Source organism: Vibrio ordalii ATCC 33509 (genome assembly GCA_000257205.1).
Lineage (GTDB): Bacteria > Pseudomonadota > Gammaproteobacteria > Enterobacterales > Vibrionaceae > Vibrio > Vibrio ordalii.
This window is the reverse complement of sequence record AEZC01000134.1, coordinates 12,746-29,655: the sequence shown is the minus strand read 5'-3', so window position 1 is coordinate 29,655 and position 16,910 is coordinate 12,746. Positions and strand designations below refer to the sequence as shown.

The following is a 16,910-nucleotide window of genomic DNA, read 5'->3' as shown; positions in this document are numbered from 1 at the left end:
TTCTATTGGTTGGATCTATAAAACAAGTAATTCGCCGTAGGTTACGACTCATTACCCTGCTGAATTCGGCGCAACGAACGCTCACGACGAGACTCTTCTTTGGTCAAATCCAACAATGTTTCTTCGATATAAGCTAAGTGAGAATGGGACATTTCGCGCGCCTTTTCCGGCTGACCAGAAACGATCGCATCCACGATATTAGCTCGGTGTCTACTTACTTTCTCCACCACTTCATGGCGGCGGTGTAATAGTTTTAAATTCTGTAGAACATTTTGCTCAAGCAAAGGGGCAAGACTGCGGACGATATGCAAAAGCACCACGTTATGAGCAGCTTCTGTAAGCGCGACTAAAAACGCGACTACAGCAGACGCTTCTGCTTCGACCTCTTTTTTTACTTGTTGTTCACCAATTCTCGCCAAACAGGCTTGAATGCGAGCAAAATCTTCCTCAGTACCACGCAATGCTGCGAAATACGCTGAAATACCTTCCATCGCGTGACGCGATTCCAATAGATCGAGCTGGGTTTCAGAGTGGCTAGACAATAAATTTAGCAGAGGATCAGAAAAACTCTGCCAAATGTTCTCACTGACAAACGTACCTCCACCTTGACGGCGGGTTAATAAACGCTTGGCTTCGAGGCGTTGAATGGCTTCACGAATGGATGGACGAGACACCTCGAACTGTTTTGCCAGTTCTCGTTCTGGAGGCAATTGTTGCCCCGGAGAGAGTGTTCCTTCCACTATCAGCCTTTCTAACTCCTGTTCAATTACATCAGAGAGTTTTGGCTGACGAATCCTTTGATAAGCCATAATTTATTATTCTTCTACTCTTTGCAGTCAATTGGTAATACCAATTTCAAGTTGGTGCAGAAATTAACATAATTAAAACGTGGCTGTCCAGCCAAAAGTTGACCTAAATCATAGAACGGCCCACGCCTAAACACTCTGATAACAATAGTCGATTAAAACAGCAATATTATTGGTCAGACCAATTACAAAATTACTACAGATGGGGAAGAATAGGCTAGACATGCGGAAACATTGGTTGGGACCTCCCCTTTCTAGGGAAGGGAAGGTTGTGTTGCACATCGAAAGAAGAGAAATATCAAGCCGTTACTTCGCTTCGAGGTGATCAATCATCAATTGCAGTGACTGATTGCCGCGAAACTCATTAATATCAAGCTTATACGCAAGACGCACCGTTTTCACCGACGCATCTGGCCAGCGTCTTAAATCGACATTAAAAGCGATACCATCGATCATAATGTTGGTTGGGTGGCCTTTGAACAGCGGTTCAAGCATCAGTTTCAAATGCTTTTCCCCCACCAGCTTTTGGTGCAATAGTTTGAACTCACCATCAAAGAGAGGCTCAGGAAACGCCTGCCCCCAGGGGCCACCGGAACGCAAGGTTTCTGCGGTATGCATCGAGAACTCTTCAGGTGTTAACTCCCCGTCGGATAAAATCACGCCCTTGAGCGCTGCCTCATCTAACTCGCGACGTACGGCTTGATCAAACAGCTCAGCAAAACGCTCAAACTCTTTTTCGGCAATAGTTAAACCTGCCGCCATCGCGTGACCGCCAAATTTGGCGATTAAACCGGGGTTTTGTGTATCAATGCGATCCAGCACATCGCGCATGTGTAACCCAGCAACAGAGCGGCATGACCCTTTGATACTGCCATCGCCACCATCGGCAAACGCAATCACAGGACGATGATATTTATCTTTAATACGTGAGGCCAAAATACCAATCACACCTTGGTGCCAATCGCGTTGAAACAGCACTAAACCGTGCGGCAATTCGCTATTTTCACTCAGTTGTAAGCGCTCACAAAAAGCCAGTGCCTCTTGCTTCATCCCCTCTTCAATCTCTTTACGAGTTTGATTAAGGCCATCCAGCTCACTGGCCATTCGACGCGCAGCGTGAATGTCATTGCACATTAGCAGCTCAACGCCAAATGACATATCATCCAAGCGCCCTGCCGCATTGATGCGTGGCCCTAACGCAAAGCCAAAATCCGAGGCAACTAAACGCCTCGCGTCACGTTTAGCCACTTCAATCAACGCTTGAATACCGGGCCTTGCATGCCCGGCGCGAATGCGTTGCAAACCTTGATGCACTAAAATGCGGTTGTTTTCATCGAGCGGCACAACATCAGCGACAGTACCCAGTGCGACTAAGTCAATCAGCTCCATCAACTTGGGTTCACTCATGCCTTGTCGAGTAAACCAGCCGTTTTTTCGCATATGCACGCACAGCGCCATCATCAAATAGAAAGCCACCCCTACGCCGGCTAATGCCTTCGAGGGAAACGGGCAGTTAGCCAAATTGGGATTGACCATCGCATCAACCTCTGGCAACTCGTGTCCCGGTAAATGGTGATCAGTCACCAAGACGGTCAGTCCTTGCTGCTTGGCATAACGCACCCCGTCGATAGAGGAGACGCCGTTATCGACCGTCATGATCATCTGCGCGCCAAGCTCAATCGCTTGATCGACCACTTCAGGGCTTAAGCCATAACCATCTTCAAAACGGTTAGGCACGAGATAATCGACATTGTGCGATCCCAACATTCGCAACGCCAAAACAGATAAGGCGCAACTGGTTGCGCCATCAGCATCAAAATCCCCGACGACTATGATGCGCTGCTGCTGCTCAATGGCGTGAAAAAGTAGCTGTACCGCTTGCTCTATACCACCTAATTGTTGGTAGGAATGCAGTGCTTTAGCGGCCTTGTCGAGTTGTTCAAGGTTCGTGATACCACGGTTGATATAGATACGTTTAAGCAGTGTTGGAATCGTGTCAGGCAGTTGCGAAAGATCGGGGGCTGGTCTTTGTTTTATTTCAATCATAAATCAGCGGGCTCAAGAACACTCAAGCCCGACTCCTAAAGTTATTGAATCTGCTGAAGGCGTTGCAACAGTTGCTCTGGTGGTAAATAACCGCCAACCATTTCGCCATTCGGTAGGAAAATCGCAGGCGTGCCGTTGATGCCTAACTCACGCCCGAGCTGATAGTGCTTGCTAATCAATTGCTTAGCTTGTTGGATGTTTTGCCCTGCTTCCAGCAATTTATGATCGTTTTTTGCCTCATTCATTGCAGCCGCTTTATCATCTGCATTCCAAATAGCCGCCATTTGATCGGCTACTTGCCCCGTAGCACCTTGACGCGGGTAAGCCATGTAACGCACGGTGATCCCTAGGTCGTTATACCCTTTCATTTGACTATGCAAGCGAGTGCAATAACCACAGGTAATATCAGTAAAAACAGTCACCACGTATTTTTCGTTAGCGGCTTTGTATTCGATCATACTTGATTCAAACTGCGCGATCTTCGCCGCATTAACCGGCGCTTGGCGTTTGGCTAACACATCGACATAACCACCATTCTTATCTAATTCATACAAGGTTCCGGCGATAAAATGGCTTGCGTCAGGGGCAGAAAACAGCACGCCACCGGAAGTTTGTACTTCAATCACTCCGGGGATATCAGAGGCTTGAACATTCAGCACTTCCAATCCGAGTTTAGCAAAGCGTTGTTCAAAAACGCTTTTATCAAACGCAGCCGCTTGCACAGCTGTTGACGTCACTTGCTCTGTGGTTTCGGCGTTACACGCCACAGCAAAAAGTGGCAATGTAAGAAGAGTCAGTTGGCGTAATACGCTCATTAAATTCACCTTTTCAAGCCCTTGGATGGTGCTCGCTATGTAATTGTTTAAGTCGCTCAGTCGCAACATGAGTATAAATTTGCGTGGTCGATAAGTCACTATGGCCGAGCAGCATTTGCACTACACGTAAATCGGCTCCGTAATTGAGCAGATGTGTGGCAAAAGCATGCCTTAGCACGTGTGGAGAGAGTTTTTCCACATCGATTTGTGCAATCACCGCATAATGTTTAATTCGGTGCCAAAAGGTTTGGCGAGTCATCTGCCTTGCTCGTCGGCTAGGAAAAACCACATCCGAGGTTTGTTCGCCCAGCAGAGTAGACCGCCCTTGTTCAAGAAAAGTTTCAATCCAATCAACGGCATTTTCGCCCATCGGTACAAGGCGCTCTTTGCCACCTTTACCAATTACTCTCACGACACCTTGACGTAAACTGATATTTTCCATGGTCAGTGAAACCAATTCGGTCACCCGTAGCCCTGTTGCATACAAGAGTTCCAACATCGCTCTGTCACGTAATTCTAGAGGATTATTGGTATCGGGAGCATTCAATAGATCTTCCACTTGCTGCTCAGATAAATCTTTAGGCAGACGCTGTGGCAATTTAGGACCAATTAAGAGCGCGCTCGGATCATCGCAGCGGAGTTTCTCACGGTGCAGATATTGAAATAAACGACGAATCGCCGACAACATGCGCGCCCGCGAGGTTTGCTTGTAGTCTTGATCAGCAAGCCACGCTTGGTACTGCTGCAAACCAGTGACACTAATAAAATCGAGGCGATAATTATTGTGCTGCATCCATTGCAACAATTTTGTCAGATCATTGCGATACGATGAGAGCGTGTTTTCAGCTAAACCACGCTCCATCCACATCGCATCTAAAAACTGCTCCACAACCCCTTGATCAGGAGAAATATATTCAGACACATCAAACCTCTGTGGTGAAAATCAAGTTGCTTAGGTTATGTGAGCCACTGGTTTAATACCATAAAAAAACATCATCGGCAGGATAATCGCTGCAAAGCGCGTCATTTTATGGTTAGAATTCACTATTCTTGATTTAAAACGAACACAAAATTATGAAGATCGGTCTGTTCTACGGCTCAACAACTTGTTATACCGAAATGGCAGCAGAGAAGATCCGTGCGCTCATCGGTGAGGATTTGGTGGAGATTCACAATGTGAAAGAAACGCCACTCTCTTTGATGAGCAACTATGATCTTTTAATACTGGGCATCTCAACTTGGGACTTTGGCGAAATCCAAGAAGATTGGAGCGCAATATGGGATCAAATCGGTGGCGTGTCGCTAAACGGCAAGTACGTCGCATTATTCGGCTTAGGCGATCAAGAAGGTTATGGCGAATGGTACCTCGATGCGATGGGGATGCTGCATGATGAGCTAAAAAAAATTGGCGCTCAATTGATTGGCTACTGGCCCAACCAAGGCTACCATTTTGAAGCGTCAAAAGCCCTAACGAAAGATGGCCGCCATTTTGTTGGTCTCGCACTCGATGAAGATTCGCAATACGAGCAAAGCGACGAACGCATTCAATGCTGGGTTGAGCAAATTTTAGTGGAATATCACGATTCGATTTAATTCGTTGTGCGCTATTTGTTGTTAGTCATTTGCTGCCAACAAGGCTCGATAGCAACGCCAATCAAACACCAAACCGGGGTCAGTTTTGCGTAGTGGTGCAATGTATTGATGCCCGGTAATGCGTTGATTGGTGATGAGCGGATAACGCCGCTGCAATGCACACGTCAAAGTCGCTAAGGCTTGATATTGCGCAGGCGTATAAGCCGTCTCATCACTCCCTTCCAATTCAATCCCAATCGAATAATCATTGCATTTTGCACGACCAGCGAAGCTTGACTGGCCCGCATGCCAAGCTCTGGCATTAAATGGCACAAATTGCACTACTTCTCCCTCTCGCCGAATGAGGCAGTGAGCCGAGACGCGCATCTGGTGGATGGTTTGAAAAAAAGGGTGTTGATTCGGGTCAAGCGTGCCAGTGAAAAACTGCTCAATATATGGGCCGCCGAACCGGCCCGGAGGCAAGCTGATATTATGTACCACCAGCAATGAAATATCTTGCGCATCGCTTCGCTGATCATAAAACGGCGACGGCACTCGACGTGCACTTTGATACCAACCCTTTTTATCGATCATCAGTTGACCCCTTACACTCAAACAAAAATGAACCTTAGCCAGAGGAAATGCGAGATTAGTGGCTGAATTTGAGTAAAACTCAGCGTATCATTCTCACTCTGTTCAACACCATATTAGATTTGCGATGAAAAATACACACAACAGCCAACAACGCCTTGATTATCTGAAACAGCAACTCCCATTGGAAATTACTCGTGCCGTTAGCGATGCACTCAGAGAAGATCTCGGTGGCAGCTTGGATGCGACTGCTGATATCACCGCAAACCTTATTCCAGCGGATGCGCGCAATAGCGCGACTCTCATCACCCGTGAACATGGCGTATTTTGTGGCCAAGCGTGGGCAGAGGAAGTATTCAAACAACTTGGTGGTGAAGTGAAAATTGACTGGCATGTCCAAGATGGTGATCACGTTAAGCCAAACCAAATTTTGTGCACTCTCGAAGGCCCTGCTCGCGCGCTGCTGACTGGTGAACGCAATGCGATGAACTTCATTCAAACCTTGTCAGGTTGCGCCAGCATTACTGCTCAATATGCCAAACAGTTAGAAGGCACCGAATGCCGACTACTTGATACACGCAAAACTATCCCTGGCCTGCGCAGCGCACTGAAATATGCTGTCGCGTGTGGCGGCGGCTTTAACCATCGTATTGGCGTGTTTGATGCTTATTTAATTAAAGAAAACCATATCATTGCTTGTGGCGGTATTACCCAAGCCATCGGCACCGCTAAACAGCTCAACCCCGGTAAACCCGTCGAAGTCGAAACCGAAAGCTTGCAAGAGTTAGAAGAGGCGATTCAAGCGGGTGCTGACATCATTATGCTGGATAATTTTAGTATTGAGATGATGCGTGAAGCGGTAGCAATTAACGCGGGCCGCGCGGCTTTAGAAAATTCTGGTAACGTCACATTAGAAACCATTGGCGATTACGCGCGAACCGGTGTTGATTACATCTCAGTCGGCGCGCTGACTAAGCACATTAAAGCACTCGATCTCTCAATGCGCTTTCAGTAATTAATCACATCAACCATTGAAATAAAGATCAAAAATTTCAAATAGTTAAGGAAGCCTGACGAGCTTCCTTTTTTTATCGCTTGCGTATCAAAAGCAAGACGGCATTTTTAAGTCAGTCGTATTTCAGTGATTGATATATGCAACTAAACAGGTAAAAAATCCAGATCACTCGCGCACTGCTCTTTATCTCATTCCCACCAACCCACAAGCTTCTTATGCTCTGCCCATCCTTATGCGTTCAAACGGAGCAAAACAAATAATGAACACAAATAAGAAAACGAAACAAAGTGGTTTTACCTTAATTGAATTGATGATTGTGGTAGCGATTATTGGCGTACTCTCTGCGATTGCCGTTCCTGCTTATAAAAACTATGTAGCTAAAAGTGAAGTAGCTTCAGCAATAGCAACAATGAAAGCCTTAATTACCCCTGCCGAGATTACCTATCAAGACAAAGGTATTTTGGCCGCTGCTACTGAACCTACTGACTTAGGAATATCAGCAGGTTCAAACAGTTTAGGAACCATATCCATCCCAAGTAATAACAATATAAAATTCGAATTTGGAGAAAAAAGTGCAATCAACGGTGCATACCTAACATTCTCACGAGATGCAAATACAGGTTGGTCATGTAAAGCAACTTCTGGTGGTGTAAGTAATATGCCAGCAATTGATGGCTGCTCATAAGATTAATAAATGCTAACCAACCTACCTGCGATTCTGCGTCAGGCTCAGATATTGAGCCCGACGCAAGAACACGCAGTTATTGAACATATCAAAGCGTCTGGTGCGAGTGTGCCAGACGCTTTGCTCGCTTTGGATTTTTTCCATCCCGATGATCTGACTGAGCAGTTAAGTACCCTTTTTGGCCTACCGGACACCGACTTAACCCGCTACGACTACCCACAGCTCTGCCAACAGCTTGGTTTGCGTGATCTCATCACCCGTTACCAAGCACTGCCGATTGCCCATAATGGCCAAACCCTGACCATCGCGGTTTCCGACCCGACCCATTTACAAGTGGAAGATGATTTTCGCTTCGCGACAGGCTTACAAGTTGAACTGGTTTTAGCCGACGACAAAGCGCTGCAAGCAGCCATCCGGCGCTTATATGGCCGAACAATTCAAGGATCCTCTTCTTCAGGGAAAGAGATCAGCCAAGATGAACTGGCAAACTTAGTTAAGCTGTCTGATGATGAGATTCAATCGATTGAAGACCTCAGCCAAGATGACGCCCCAGTCAGCCGTTTTATTAACCAAATCCTGCTTGATGCGGTGCGAAAAGGCGCATCCGATATCCATTTCGAACCGTACGAAGCGCTTTACCGAGTACGATTGCGCTGTGATGGTATTTTGCTGGAAACGCAACGTCCCTCAAGCAACTTAAGTCGCCGGCTTGCCGCGCGGCTTAAAATTTTATCCAAACTCGATATTGCCGAGCGGCGCTTACCACAAGATGGCCGCATTAAACTGCGGTTGAATCAAGACACCGCCATCGATATGCGCGTTTCCAGCCTCCCTACTTTATGGGGTGAAAAAATCGTGCTACGTCTACTTGATAGCAGCGCCGCTAACTTAGATATCGACAAATTGGGTTATAACGACCAGCAAAAACAACTCTACTTAGCTGCGCTGAAAAAACCACAAGGGATGATTTTAATGACGGGCCCGACGGGCAGCGGAAAAACCGTCTCGCTCTATACGGGGCTACGCATTTTAAATACTGATGAAGTGAACATCTCCACCGCCGAAGATCCGGTTGAAATTAACTTATCCGGCATCAACCAAGTTCAAGTGCAGCCAAAAATTGGCTTTGGCTTTGCGCAAGCATTACGTTCTTTCTTACGGCAAGATCCCGACATTGTTATGGTTGGCGAAATCCGCGACTTAGAAACTGCCGAAATCGCCGTGAAAGCAGCACAAACCGGGCATTTAGTCCTTTCTACCTTGCATACTAACTCCGCCGCCGAAACGGTGATTCGCTTGAGTAATATGGGAATTGAAGCGTTTAACTTAGCCTCTTCACTCAGTTTGATTATTGCCCAGCGTTTGGCTCGTCGCCTTTGTCGGCACTGCAAAATTGCCGTCGTGACCTCAATGCAGTTGCAGCAACATTTTCGGTTGCTATCAACAGAAACCATTTATGAAGCGAACCCGCATGGTTGCAACGAATGCACAGGGGGCTATTCAGGTCGAGTCGGCATTTATGAAGTGATGGTGTTTAACCCACAGCTGGCCGAAGCGATTATGCAAAAAGCAAGCATTCATCAAATAGAACAGATCGCGAAAGCCAACGGAATGCAGACACTACAAGAATCAGGCATTGAAAAGCTCAAAAACGGCGTAACCAGCTTCAAAGAGCTGCAACGCGTGCTCTATTTCTAACGCTTTGATCCCTCTTAGCTAGCCATTGAGTGACTCTATTGTATGAACACAAAAATCAAATCAGAACTCAAAAATTATCGTTGGAAAGGCATCAATAGTTCGGGCAAAAAAGTATCTGGCCAAACTCTCGCTTTAACCGAACTGGAAGTGCGTGACAAACTTAAAGAGCAGCACATTCAGATCAAAAAAATCAAAAAAGGGGGCGTCTCTTTTATCACCCGCTTGACTCATCGCGTCAAGGCCAGAGACATCACCATTCTGACACGCCAATTAGCGACCATGCTGACCACGGGCGTGCCGATCGTGAAAGCCTTAAAACTGGTCGGAGATAACCATCGTAAAGCCGAAATGAAATCCATTTTGTCGCAAGTCACCAAAGGGGTTGAAGCCGGAACGCCAATTTCCAAAGCGATGCGTACTGCCAGCACTCATTTCGATACCTTGTATGTTGATCTCATTCACACAGGCGAACAGTCAGGTAACTTGGCTGAAGTGTTTGAGCGGCTAGCGACTTATCGAGAAAAAAGTGAACAACTGCGCGCTAAAGTCATTAAAGCGCTCATCTACCCAACCATGGTGGTGTTGGTCGCGTTAGGTGTTTCTTACTTAATGCTTACTATGGTGATCCCTGAGTTTGAAAGCATGTTCAAAGGATTCGGCGCCGAATTACCTTGGTTTACACTGCAAGTATTGAAACTCTCTCATTGGGTGCAAAGTTACAGTTTGTGGGTACTCATTACCATAATCCTCTCCACAATTGCCGTGAAAGCAGTACGGCAAAAATCTTTTTTAATACGCTTAAAAACCAGCCGATTAGGATTAAAGTTTCCCATTCTTGGCGGGGTGATAGGCAAAGCCTCTATTGCCAAATTCAGTCGCACACTCGCCACCAGTTTTAGTGCAGGCATTCCGATTTTAGCCAGCTTAAAAACCACCGCCAAAACCGCTGGCAATGTCCATTTTGAGACGGCGATTAATGAGGTCTATCGTGATACGGCAACCGGTATGCCAATGTATATTGCGATGCGTAATACAGAAGCCTTTCCTGAAATGGTGCTGCAAATGGTGATGATTGGTGAAGAATCAGGCCGATTGGATGACATGCTCAATAAAGTCGCCACCATTTACGAATTTGAAGTCGATAATACCGTCGATAACTTAGGCAAAATTCTCGAACCATTGATCATTGTCTTTTTGGGTACGGTGGTCGGTGGTTTGGTGGTGGCAATGTACTTGCCCATCTTTAACTTAATGAGTGTATTAGGATAGTATTAGCACGCTAATCTTTTACTTATCGAGTCTGTGCATGGAAGTTTTTATTTATTACCCTTGGCTCTTTCCACTGTTTGCAGCGTTGTTTGGCTTAATCGTGGGGAGTTTTCTCAATGTGGTCATTTATCGTCTACCCAAAATCATGGAGAGAGAATGGCGACAAGAGTGCGCTGACTGCTTTCCCGAATATCACATTGCGCCACCGGAAGGGCAACTCACGCTCAGTGTCCCCCGTTCTAGCTGCCCACACTGTGATACGCCAATCCGTATTATTGACAATATTCCGCTACTCAGTTGGCTCTTTTTAAAAGGGAAATGTTCCCGTTGCCAAGGCACGATCAGTGCACGCTATCCTTTGATTGAACTGCTCACCGCCAGTATGAGCTTTGTCGTGGCTAGCCACTTCGGTTTTAGTTATTTTTCACTAGCGCTATTGTTTTTCACTTTTGTGCTCATCGCGGCGACGTTTATCGATTTCGATACCATGTTGTTACCCGACAAGCTGACACTGCCACTACTGTGGGCGGGCCTCAGCTTATCACTGATGCACATTAGCCCAGTCAGTTTGCAAGATGCGGTGATCGGCGCCATTGCTGGCTATCTGAGCTTATGGTCGGTCTATTGGCTGTTTAAACTCGTCACGGGTAAAGAAGGAATGGGCTATGGCGATTTCAAACTGCTGGCTGCTCTCGGCGCTTGGTTGGGCTGGCAATATCTGCCCATCATCATTCTCATGTCATCTGTGGTTGGCATTGTCTTTGGCCTAATTCAATTGCGCTTGCAAAAAAAAGGGATCGACAAAGCCTTTCCTTTTGGCCCCTATCTCGCCATTGCTGGCTGGCTAACCTTGTTGTGGGGTAACGATATTATGAGTTGGTATTTAGGTTCAATTATAGGGTTATCGTCATGGGGTTAGTGGTGGGTTTAACCGGCGGGATTGCCAGCGGAAAAAGCACTGTTGCTCATTTATTTCAGCAGCATTTCTCGATTGATGTCGTGGATGCTGACATCATCGCTCGAGAAGTCGTCGAACCAGGTAGTGAAGGATTAACGGCGATTTGCGCGCACTTTGGTCTTGCCATATTAAAGACCGACGGGCAATTGGATCGCACCGCGTTAAGAGAAAAGATCTTTGCTGATGAACAAGAAAAGGCTTGGCTTAATCAGCTTCTTCACCCAATTATCCGTGCAAAAATGATCGCTGATTTAGCAAAAACTACCTCGCCTTATGCTTTATTGGTTGTGCCATTATTGATAGAAAATAACCTACAAAGCTTAGTCGATCGCATCTTAGTGGTTGATGTTGATCTAAAAACCCAAATCGCTCGCACTATGGCAAGAGACAAGGTATCAGAGCAACAAGTCGGTTCGATCTTAGCCGCTCAAGCGAGCCGTGAACAAAGATTGCAATACGCTGACGATGTGATTAAAAATAGCGCAGAAAACCAAAAACTTTTGCCTCAAATCACAGAATTACACAAAAAGTATCTAGCCATATGCAGCCTAAGTCTGTAAGAATAACCCAGACCGGACCTAAGGCTAGCTAGATGACCACGCATAAGTTTGAACACCCACTGAACGAAAAAACTCGTATCTATTTAAGAGTCGAAGCGCTGCTTAACCAGTTGATGCATTCCGCTCAGTTTCGTGACGGTATTCAACACCAACTCTTCTTTCGTTCATTGTTTGATTTACTCGAAATCTTCGAACAGATCCAACTCAAAAGCGAGTTGGCTAAAGATATTGAAAAACAGCGTTTGAACTACCGTAGCTGGCTCAATGTGGATGGTGTTGATCAAGAAATGTTGCTATCGCTCCTTGAAGAGATCGACGAGGTCCATCGTAATTTAATGAGCGCTGAACGCTTTGGTCAATCACTCAAAGAAGATCGTTTCTTAAGCACGATTCGCCAACGTTTTAATTTACCGGGCGGGTCGTGCTGTTTCGACCTACCAGCCCTGCACTACTGGCTACACATTCCGATAGAAAAGAAGACCCAAGATGCGCACCAATGGATGGAAACGCTGCGACCGTTATCAGATGCGTTGCAACTTTGGCTGAAATTAACCCGCGAAACGGGCCATTTTAAAGCACGCCTAGCACGATTAGGTTTTTATCAAAGCGATGCAGAAGACGCTAATATCTTGCGCTTGTCGATCCCACTTGAGTATGGGGTATATCCCATGATCTCTGGCCATAAAAATCGCTTCGCGATTAAGTTTATCGAATTCCAATCAGGCCAAGCAACAGGGTGCGATATCGAGTTTGATCTCGCCGTCTGCTGTTAATCAATTCCGCTTCAATTCCCGACTGACTCTTACTTTCCATTGCGTTAGGTAATACACTTACGCCTATCCATCGTTACTTGAAGTCCGTTATGTCAAAGAAAATTACCATTGTAAAATGCCCGCAGTGCAAAGCCGATGTCGAATGGGGAGAACAGAGCCCTTATCGTCCTTTTTGTTCCAAACAGTGTCAGATGATCGATTTTGGCGAGTGGGCCGATGAGGAAAAAAGTATTCCCGGTGCACCGGATATGTCAGACAGTGATGGTTGGTCAGAAGATCAATATTAGCGCACATATAAAAACAGGGGTCGATTACTCGACCCCTGTTTATTACTATGAGAACGCTAGTTTATAGCATTACTTCTTAGCAAGTTTCTCTTTGATACGAGCTGACTTACCAGAACGCTCACGTAGGTAGTACAGTTTGGCACGACGTACTGCACCGCGGCGTTTAACTTCAATGCTATCAACCACTGGAGAGTGAGTTTGGAACGTACGCTCAACACCTTCACCGTTAGAGATCTTACGAACAGTGAATGCAGAGTGTAGGCCACGGTTACGGATTGCGATTACAACGCCTTCAAAAGCCTGTAGACGCTCACGATCACCTTCTTTTACCTTAACTTGAACAACAACAGTGTCACCTGGTGCGAATTTAGGTAGGCCTTGTTTCATTTGCTCTTCTTCAAGAGCCTTGATGATGTTACTCATTTTAAAAATTCCTAGAATAAACTGATACTAAATTAAATAGGTTACTGATGTATTTGAGTTTCTTTAATGAACTCAACCAGTAATAGTTCCTGTTCGTCAGTCAGAGCTAGGTTTTCCAGGAGCTCTGGCCTTCTATGCCAAGTTCGGCCCAACGACTGTTTCAGCCGCCAGCGACGAATATCCTCGTGATTACCGGATTTCAGTACCGCAGGTACTTCTTTTCCATCTAACACTTCAGGACGCGTATAGTGCGGGCAATCTAGCAAACCATTGGCAAAAGAATCTTCTTCTGCTGATGCGAAATCTCCTAATACTCCCGGAACAAACCGAGAGACAGAATCAATCAACGTCATGGCTGGCAGTTCGCCGCCTGTCATCACAAAATCACCAATCGACCATTCTTCGTCAACTTCTGATTGGATGATACGCTCATCTACCCCTTCATAGCGTCCGCAAATAAGAACTAGGTTCTCATTCGTCGCCAGCTCTTCGACTCCTTTTTGGTCGAGTTTTCGACCTTGAGGAGAAAGGTAAATGACTTTCGTCTTTCCCGGTGCGGCTTGTTTTGCTGCATGAATGGCATCGCGCAAAGGCTGAACCATCATGAGCATTCCAGGACCACCACCGTAAGGTCTGTCATCGACGGTGCGATGTTTGTCATGAGTGAAATCTCGAGGATTCCAAGCTTCAATAGACAGCAAACCTTTTTTAACCGCTTGACCTGTTACTCCAAAATCAGTAACAGAACGGAACATTTCAGGAAATAGGCTTATAACGCCAACCCACATGTGTTCTCTCGCTCTGAAATTTTAGAGTTAGAATGCCGGATCCCAGTCAACTTCGATCCGTCGAGCTTCGCGATCAACATTCTTGATCACTTGCTCTTCAAGGTACGGTACCAACCGTTCCTTTTGGCCAAAAGCATCTTTCAAATTCGCTTTCACAACCAGAACATCGTTGGAGCCAGTTTCTAATAGGTCAGTGACCTCACCAAGGTTATACCCCTTAGTGGTAATAACTTGCATACCGAACAATTCACGCCAGTAGAATTCATCTGCTGACAATTCTGGTAATGATGCGGGATCAATAGCAATTTCAAAGTTGGTGAGTAGATGTGCGTCTTCTCGAACATCTAAACCTTCAAGTTTTACCACCATACTCTTACCATGGCGCTTCCAACTCTCTACTTTGTACTCGATCCACTGGCCTTTTTGGTTAATAAACCAAGGGCTGTAATCAAAAATACTTTCAGCTTCGTCTGTGTAGGAAAAAACTTTGAGCCAGCCACGAATGCCATAGGTAGCACCAAACTTGCCCATAACAATCTTTTCGTTTTCTTTGCTCATTGTTTCTTTACCTTTCATCGACATAAGCTAATGTTCTTCTATAAAAGTAAGAATTAAGCCGCTTTTTGAGCGTCTTTTACTAGCTTAGCTACGCGATCAGATAGAGATGCGCCTTGACCAACCCAATGGTTAACGCGATCTAGATCAACACGTAGGCCTTCTTCTTGGCCAGTAGCCGTAGGATTAAAGAAACCTACTTTCTCGATGAAACGGCCAGTTACTGCGTTACGGCTATCCGCAACTACGATTTGATAAAATGGACGCTTTTTAGCGCCGTGACGTGCCAAACGAATGGTTACCATGTCGTCCTCTTTGCTTTCTCAATAATAAAATTAACCCCAAAAACCATTTACGAAAAACAGCCTGGGGTCTCGTGCCAAAATAAAGCCTCGGAATTTTACTCTTATTCCGAGGCTTTGCAAGGGGTTTAGCTATTTTTTCACCAGCAGAAGCATTATGCTTTTGCAGTGATGGACATCACGCTTTAGTAAATTTTAAGCATCGCAATGAGTTAGGTTAACGACCAAAGAAACCGCCGCCGCCCATACCACCCATTCCGCCCATCATGCCTTGCATATTACGCATCATGCCTTTCATGCCACCTTTCTGCATTTTTTTCATCATTTTCTGCATTTGGGTGAACTGTTTCAGTAAGCGGTTAACATCTTGTACTTGGGTGCCAGAACCCGTCGCGATACGTTTTTTACGTGAACCTTTTATCATGTCTGGGTGCTGACGCTCGTGCATGGTCATCGAACAGATGATCGCTTCCATCTGCTTGAACATCTTATCATCGACCTTATCTTTCACGTTGGCAGGTAGGTTTGCCATGCCAGGCAGTTTATCGAGCATGCCCATCATGCCGCCCATATTCTGCATTTGCCCGAGCTGTTCGCGGAAATCTTCTAAATCAAATCCTTTCTTTTCCTTGAATTTTTTAGCTAGGCGTTCTGCTTGCTCGTGATCAACATTACGTTGTAGATCTTCAATTAATGAGAGAACATCGCCCATCCCCAATATGCGTGATGCAATACGATCAGGATGGAAAGGCTCGAGCGCGTCAGTTTTTTCACCGACCCCTAAGAATTTAATCGGTTTACCGGTGATATGACGAACGGAAAGTGCGGCACCACCTCGAGCATCACCATCAACTTTGGTTAAGATAACCCCCGTTAACGGCAGCGCATCACCAAAGGCTTTTGCGGTGTTCGCGGCATCTTGCCCCGTCATGGCATCCACGACGAATAATGTTTCAATCGGATTAATCGCCGCATGCAGATCTTGGATCTCTGCCATCATCAGTTCATCAATCGCAAGACGGCCTGCAGTGTCGACAATCAGCACATCGAAGAATTTCTTCTTCGCATGGTCAATGGCCGCATTGGCGATATCAATCGGTTTTTGGTCGGCTGAAGAAGGAAAAAATTCAACGTCCAGATCGTTAGCTAGCGTTTCAAGCTGTTTTATCGCCGCTGGACGATAAACGTCAGCCGAAACCACCAGCACTTTCTTTTTATCGCGTTCTTTAAGCAGCTTAGCAAGCTTACCAACACTGGTAGTTTTACCTGCACCTTGTAAACCCGCCATTAAAATCACTGCTGGCGGCTGGGCTGCAAGGTTAAGCGCTTCGTTAGATTCGCCCATTACCGCTTCAAGCTGCGCTTGAACAATCTTGATGAACTCTTGTCCCGGTGTCAGCGATTTAGACACCTCAACACCCACTGCGCCCTCTTTAACTCGAGCGACAAAATCACGCACTACAGGCAGTGCCACGTCCGCTTCAAGCAGCGCCATGCGCACTTCGCGTAGGGTTTCTTTAATATTCTCTTCGGTGAGACGGCCTTTACCGCTGATATTTTTCAGCGTCTTGGATAGTCGATCCGTTAAATTTTCAAACATCGTTGTCTCTTCGCTAGTTCGGCGATTAATTGGGGTCAGTATACCTTAGCCAATCTAATAGTCATACCCATTGACGCTTCGCGATAAGCGACTTAACCCGATAAAACACAACATTCGATTCAAAAACCAGAGCGTTAAAAAAGCATTATCTCAGCGATAGAGCAAAT

19 protein-coding genes are annotated in these 16,910 nt (G+C 45.9%); 9 read left to right on the top strand and 10 right to left on the bottom strand.

The genetic code is table 11. The features are described from left to right. Positions 1-41: 41 nt before the first annotated feature. From pdhR to xerD, 4 genes are all read right to left on the bottom strand, one after another. Entirely contained in the window at positions 42-809 is a 768-nt protein-coding gene (pdhR, locus tag VOR_RS0109840) for a pyruvate dehydrogenase complex transcriptional repressor PdhR (protein WP_010319539.1), read from the bottom strand. A gap of 303 nt (positions 810-1,112) precedes the next feature. Beyond that, positions 1,113-2,852, bottom strand: a complete 1,740-nt coding sequence (gene recJ, locus VOR_RS0109835; protein WP_010319538.1) for a single-stranded-DNA-specific exonuclease RecJ — start codon at positions 2,850-2,852, stop codon at positions 1,113-1,115. A gap of 41 nt (positions 2,853-2,893) precedes the next feature. Then, a complete protein-coding gene (locus VOR_RS0109830) occupies positions 2,894-3,667 on the bottom strand; it encodes a thioredoxin fold domain-containing protein (protein ID WP_010319537.1) in 774 nt (257 codons plus the stop codon). 13 nt (positions 3,668-3,680) lie between these two features. After that, a complete protein-coding gene (gene xerD / locus VOR_RS0109825; protein WP_010319536.1) occupies positions 3,681-4,589 on the bottom strand; it encodes a site-specific tyrosine recombinase XerD in 909 nt (302 codons plus the stop codon). A gap of 152 nt (positions 4,590-4,741) precedes the next feature. Between xerD and fldB the strand changes: the two genes are divergently transcribed. Next, positions 4,742-5,260, top strand: coding sequence for a flavodoxin FldB (gene fldB, locus VOR_RS0109820; protein WP_010319535.1), 519 nt, complete (start codon positions 4,742-4,744; stop codon positions 5,258-5,260). Between the two features lie 21 nt (positions 5,261-5,281). Here fldB and ampD read toward each other — a convergent pair whose 3' ends face one another. After that, positions 5,282-5,833 (bottom strand): 1,6-anhydro-N-acetylmuramyl-L-alanine amidase AmpD, encoded by a 552-nt coding sequence (ampD, locus tag VOR_RS0109815; RefSeq protein ID WP_010319534.1) that lies wholly within the window; start codon positions 5,831-5,833, stop codon positions 5,282-5,284. Between the two features lie 124 nt (positions 5,834-5,957). Between ampD and nadC the strand changes: the two genes are divergently transcribed. From nadC to yacG, 8 genes are all read left to right on the top strand, one after another. Then, positions 5,958-6,845 (top strand): carboxylating nicotinate-nucleotide diphosphorylase, encoded by an 888-nt coding sequence (gene nadC, locus VOR_RS0109810; RefSeq protein WP_010319533.1) that lies wholly within the window; start codon positions 5,958-5,960, stop codon positions 6,843-6,845. Between the two features lie 259 nt (positions 6,846-7,104). Continuing rightward, positions 7,105-7,530 carry a pilin gene (locus VOR_RS0109805; protein ID WP_010319532.1) on the top strand — a complete coding sequence of 142 codons (426 nt, stop codon included), beginning with the start codon at positions 7,105-7,107 and terminating at the stop codon, positions 7,528-7,530. Between the two features lie 9 nt (positions 7,531-7,539). Next, positions 7,540-9,228, top strand: a complete 1,689-nt coding sequence (gene pilB / locus VOR_RS0109800) for a type IV-A pilus assembly ATPase PilB (protein ID WP_010319531.1) — start codon at positions 7,540-7,542, stop codon at positions 9,226-9,228. 42 nt (positions 9,229-9,270) lie between these two features. Continuing rightward, on the top strand, positions 9,271-10,497 hold the full coding sequence (locus VOR_RS0109795) for a type II secretion system F family protein (RefSeq protein ID WP_010319530.1): 1,227 nt from the start codon (positions 9,271-9,273) through the stop codon (positions 10,495-10,497). Between the two features lie 37 nt (positions 10,498-10,534). Continuing rightward, entirely contained in the window at positions 10,535-11,416 is an 882-nt protein-coding gene (locus VOR_RS0109790) for a prepilin peptidase (RefSeq protein WP_010319529.1), read from the top strand. After that, positions 11,407-12,015, top strand: coding sequence for a dephospho-CoA kinase (gene coaE, locus VOR_RS0109785; protein ID WP_010319528.1), 609 nt, complete (start codon positions 11,407-11,409; stop codon positions 12,013-12,015). The genes VOR_RS0109790 and coaE overlap by 10 nt, the downstream gene beginning before the upstream one ends. A 32-nt stretch (positions 12,016-12,047) precedes the next feature. After that, positions 12,048-12,788, top strand: coding sequence for a cell division protein ZapD (gene zapD / locus VOR_RS0109780; RefSeq protein ID WP_010319527.1), 741 nt, complete (start codon positions 12,048-12,050; stop codon positions 12,786-12,788). An 89-nt stretch (positions 12,789-12,877) separates the two neighbouring features. After that, positions 12,878-13,075 carry a DNA gyrase inhibitor YacG gene (gene yacG / locus VOR_RS0109775; RefSeq protein ID WP_010319526.1) on the top strand — a complete coding sequence of 66 codons (198 nt, stop codon included), beginning with the start codon at positions 12,878-12,880 and terminating at the stop codon, positions 13,073-13,075. 69 nt (positions 13,076-13,144) lie between these two features. Here yacG and rplS read toward each other — a convergent pair whose 3' ends face one another. The 5 genes from rplS to ffh all read right to left on the bottom strand — a co-directional run bounded on the left by rplS (position 13,145) and on the right by ffh (position 16,743). Beyond that, complete coding sequence (gene rplS, locus VOR_RS0109770) at positions 13,145-13,498, bottom strand: 50S ribosomal protein L19 (protein ID WP_010319525.1); 354 nt, start codon at positions 13,496-13,498, stop codon at positions 13,145-13,147. Between the two features lie 41 nt (positions 13,499-13,539). Continuing rightward, positions 13,540-14,286: a tRNA (guanosine(37)-N1)-methyltransferase TrmD gene (gene trmD / locus VOR_RS0109765; RefSeq protein WP_010319524.1), complete on the bottom strand. Its 747-nt coding sequence runs from the start codon at positions 14,284-14,286 to the stop codon at positions 13,540-13,542. A gap of 27 nt (positions 14,287-14,313) precedes the next feature. Next, positions 14,314-14,868, bottom strand: coding sequence for a ribosome maturation factor RimM (rimM, locus tag VOR_RS0109760; protein WP_013857691.1), 555 nt, complete (start codon positions 14,866-14,868; stop codon positions 14,314-14,316). A gap of 29 nt (positions 14,869-14,897) precedes the next feature. Continuing rightward, positions 14,898-15,146, bottom strand: a complete 249-nt coding sequence (gene rpsP, locus VOR_RS0109755) for a 30S ribosomal protein S16 (RefSeq protein WP_010319522.1) — start codon at positions 15,144-15,146, stop codon at positions 14,898-14,900. Positions 15,147-15,360: 214 nt separating this feature from the next. After that, the gene (ffh, locus tag VOR_RS0109750) at positions 15,361-16,743 is read right to left on the bottom strand and encodes a signal recognition particle protein (RefSeq protein WP_010319521.1); all 1,383 of its coding nucleotides are present in this window, start codon (positions 16,741-16,743) and stop codon (positions 15,361-15,363) included. Positions 16,744-16,910 lie beyond the last annotated feature (167 nt).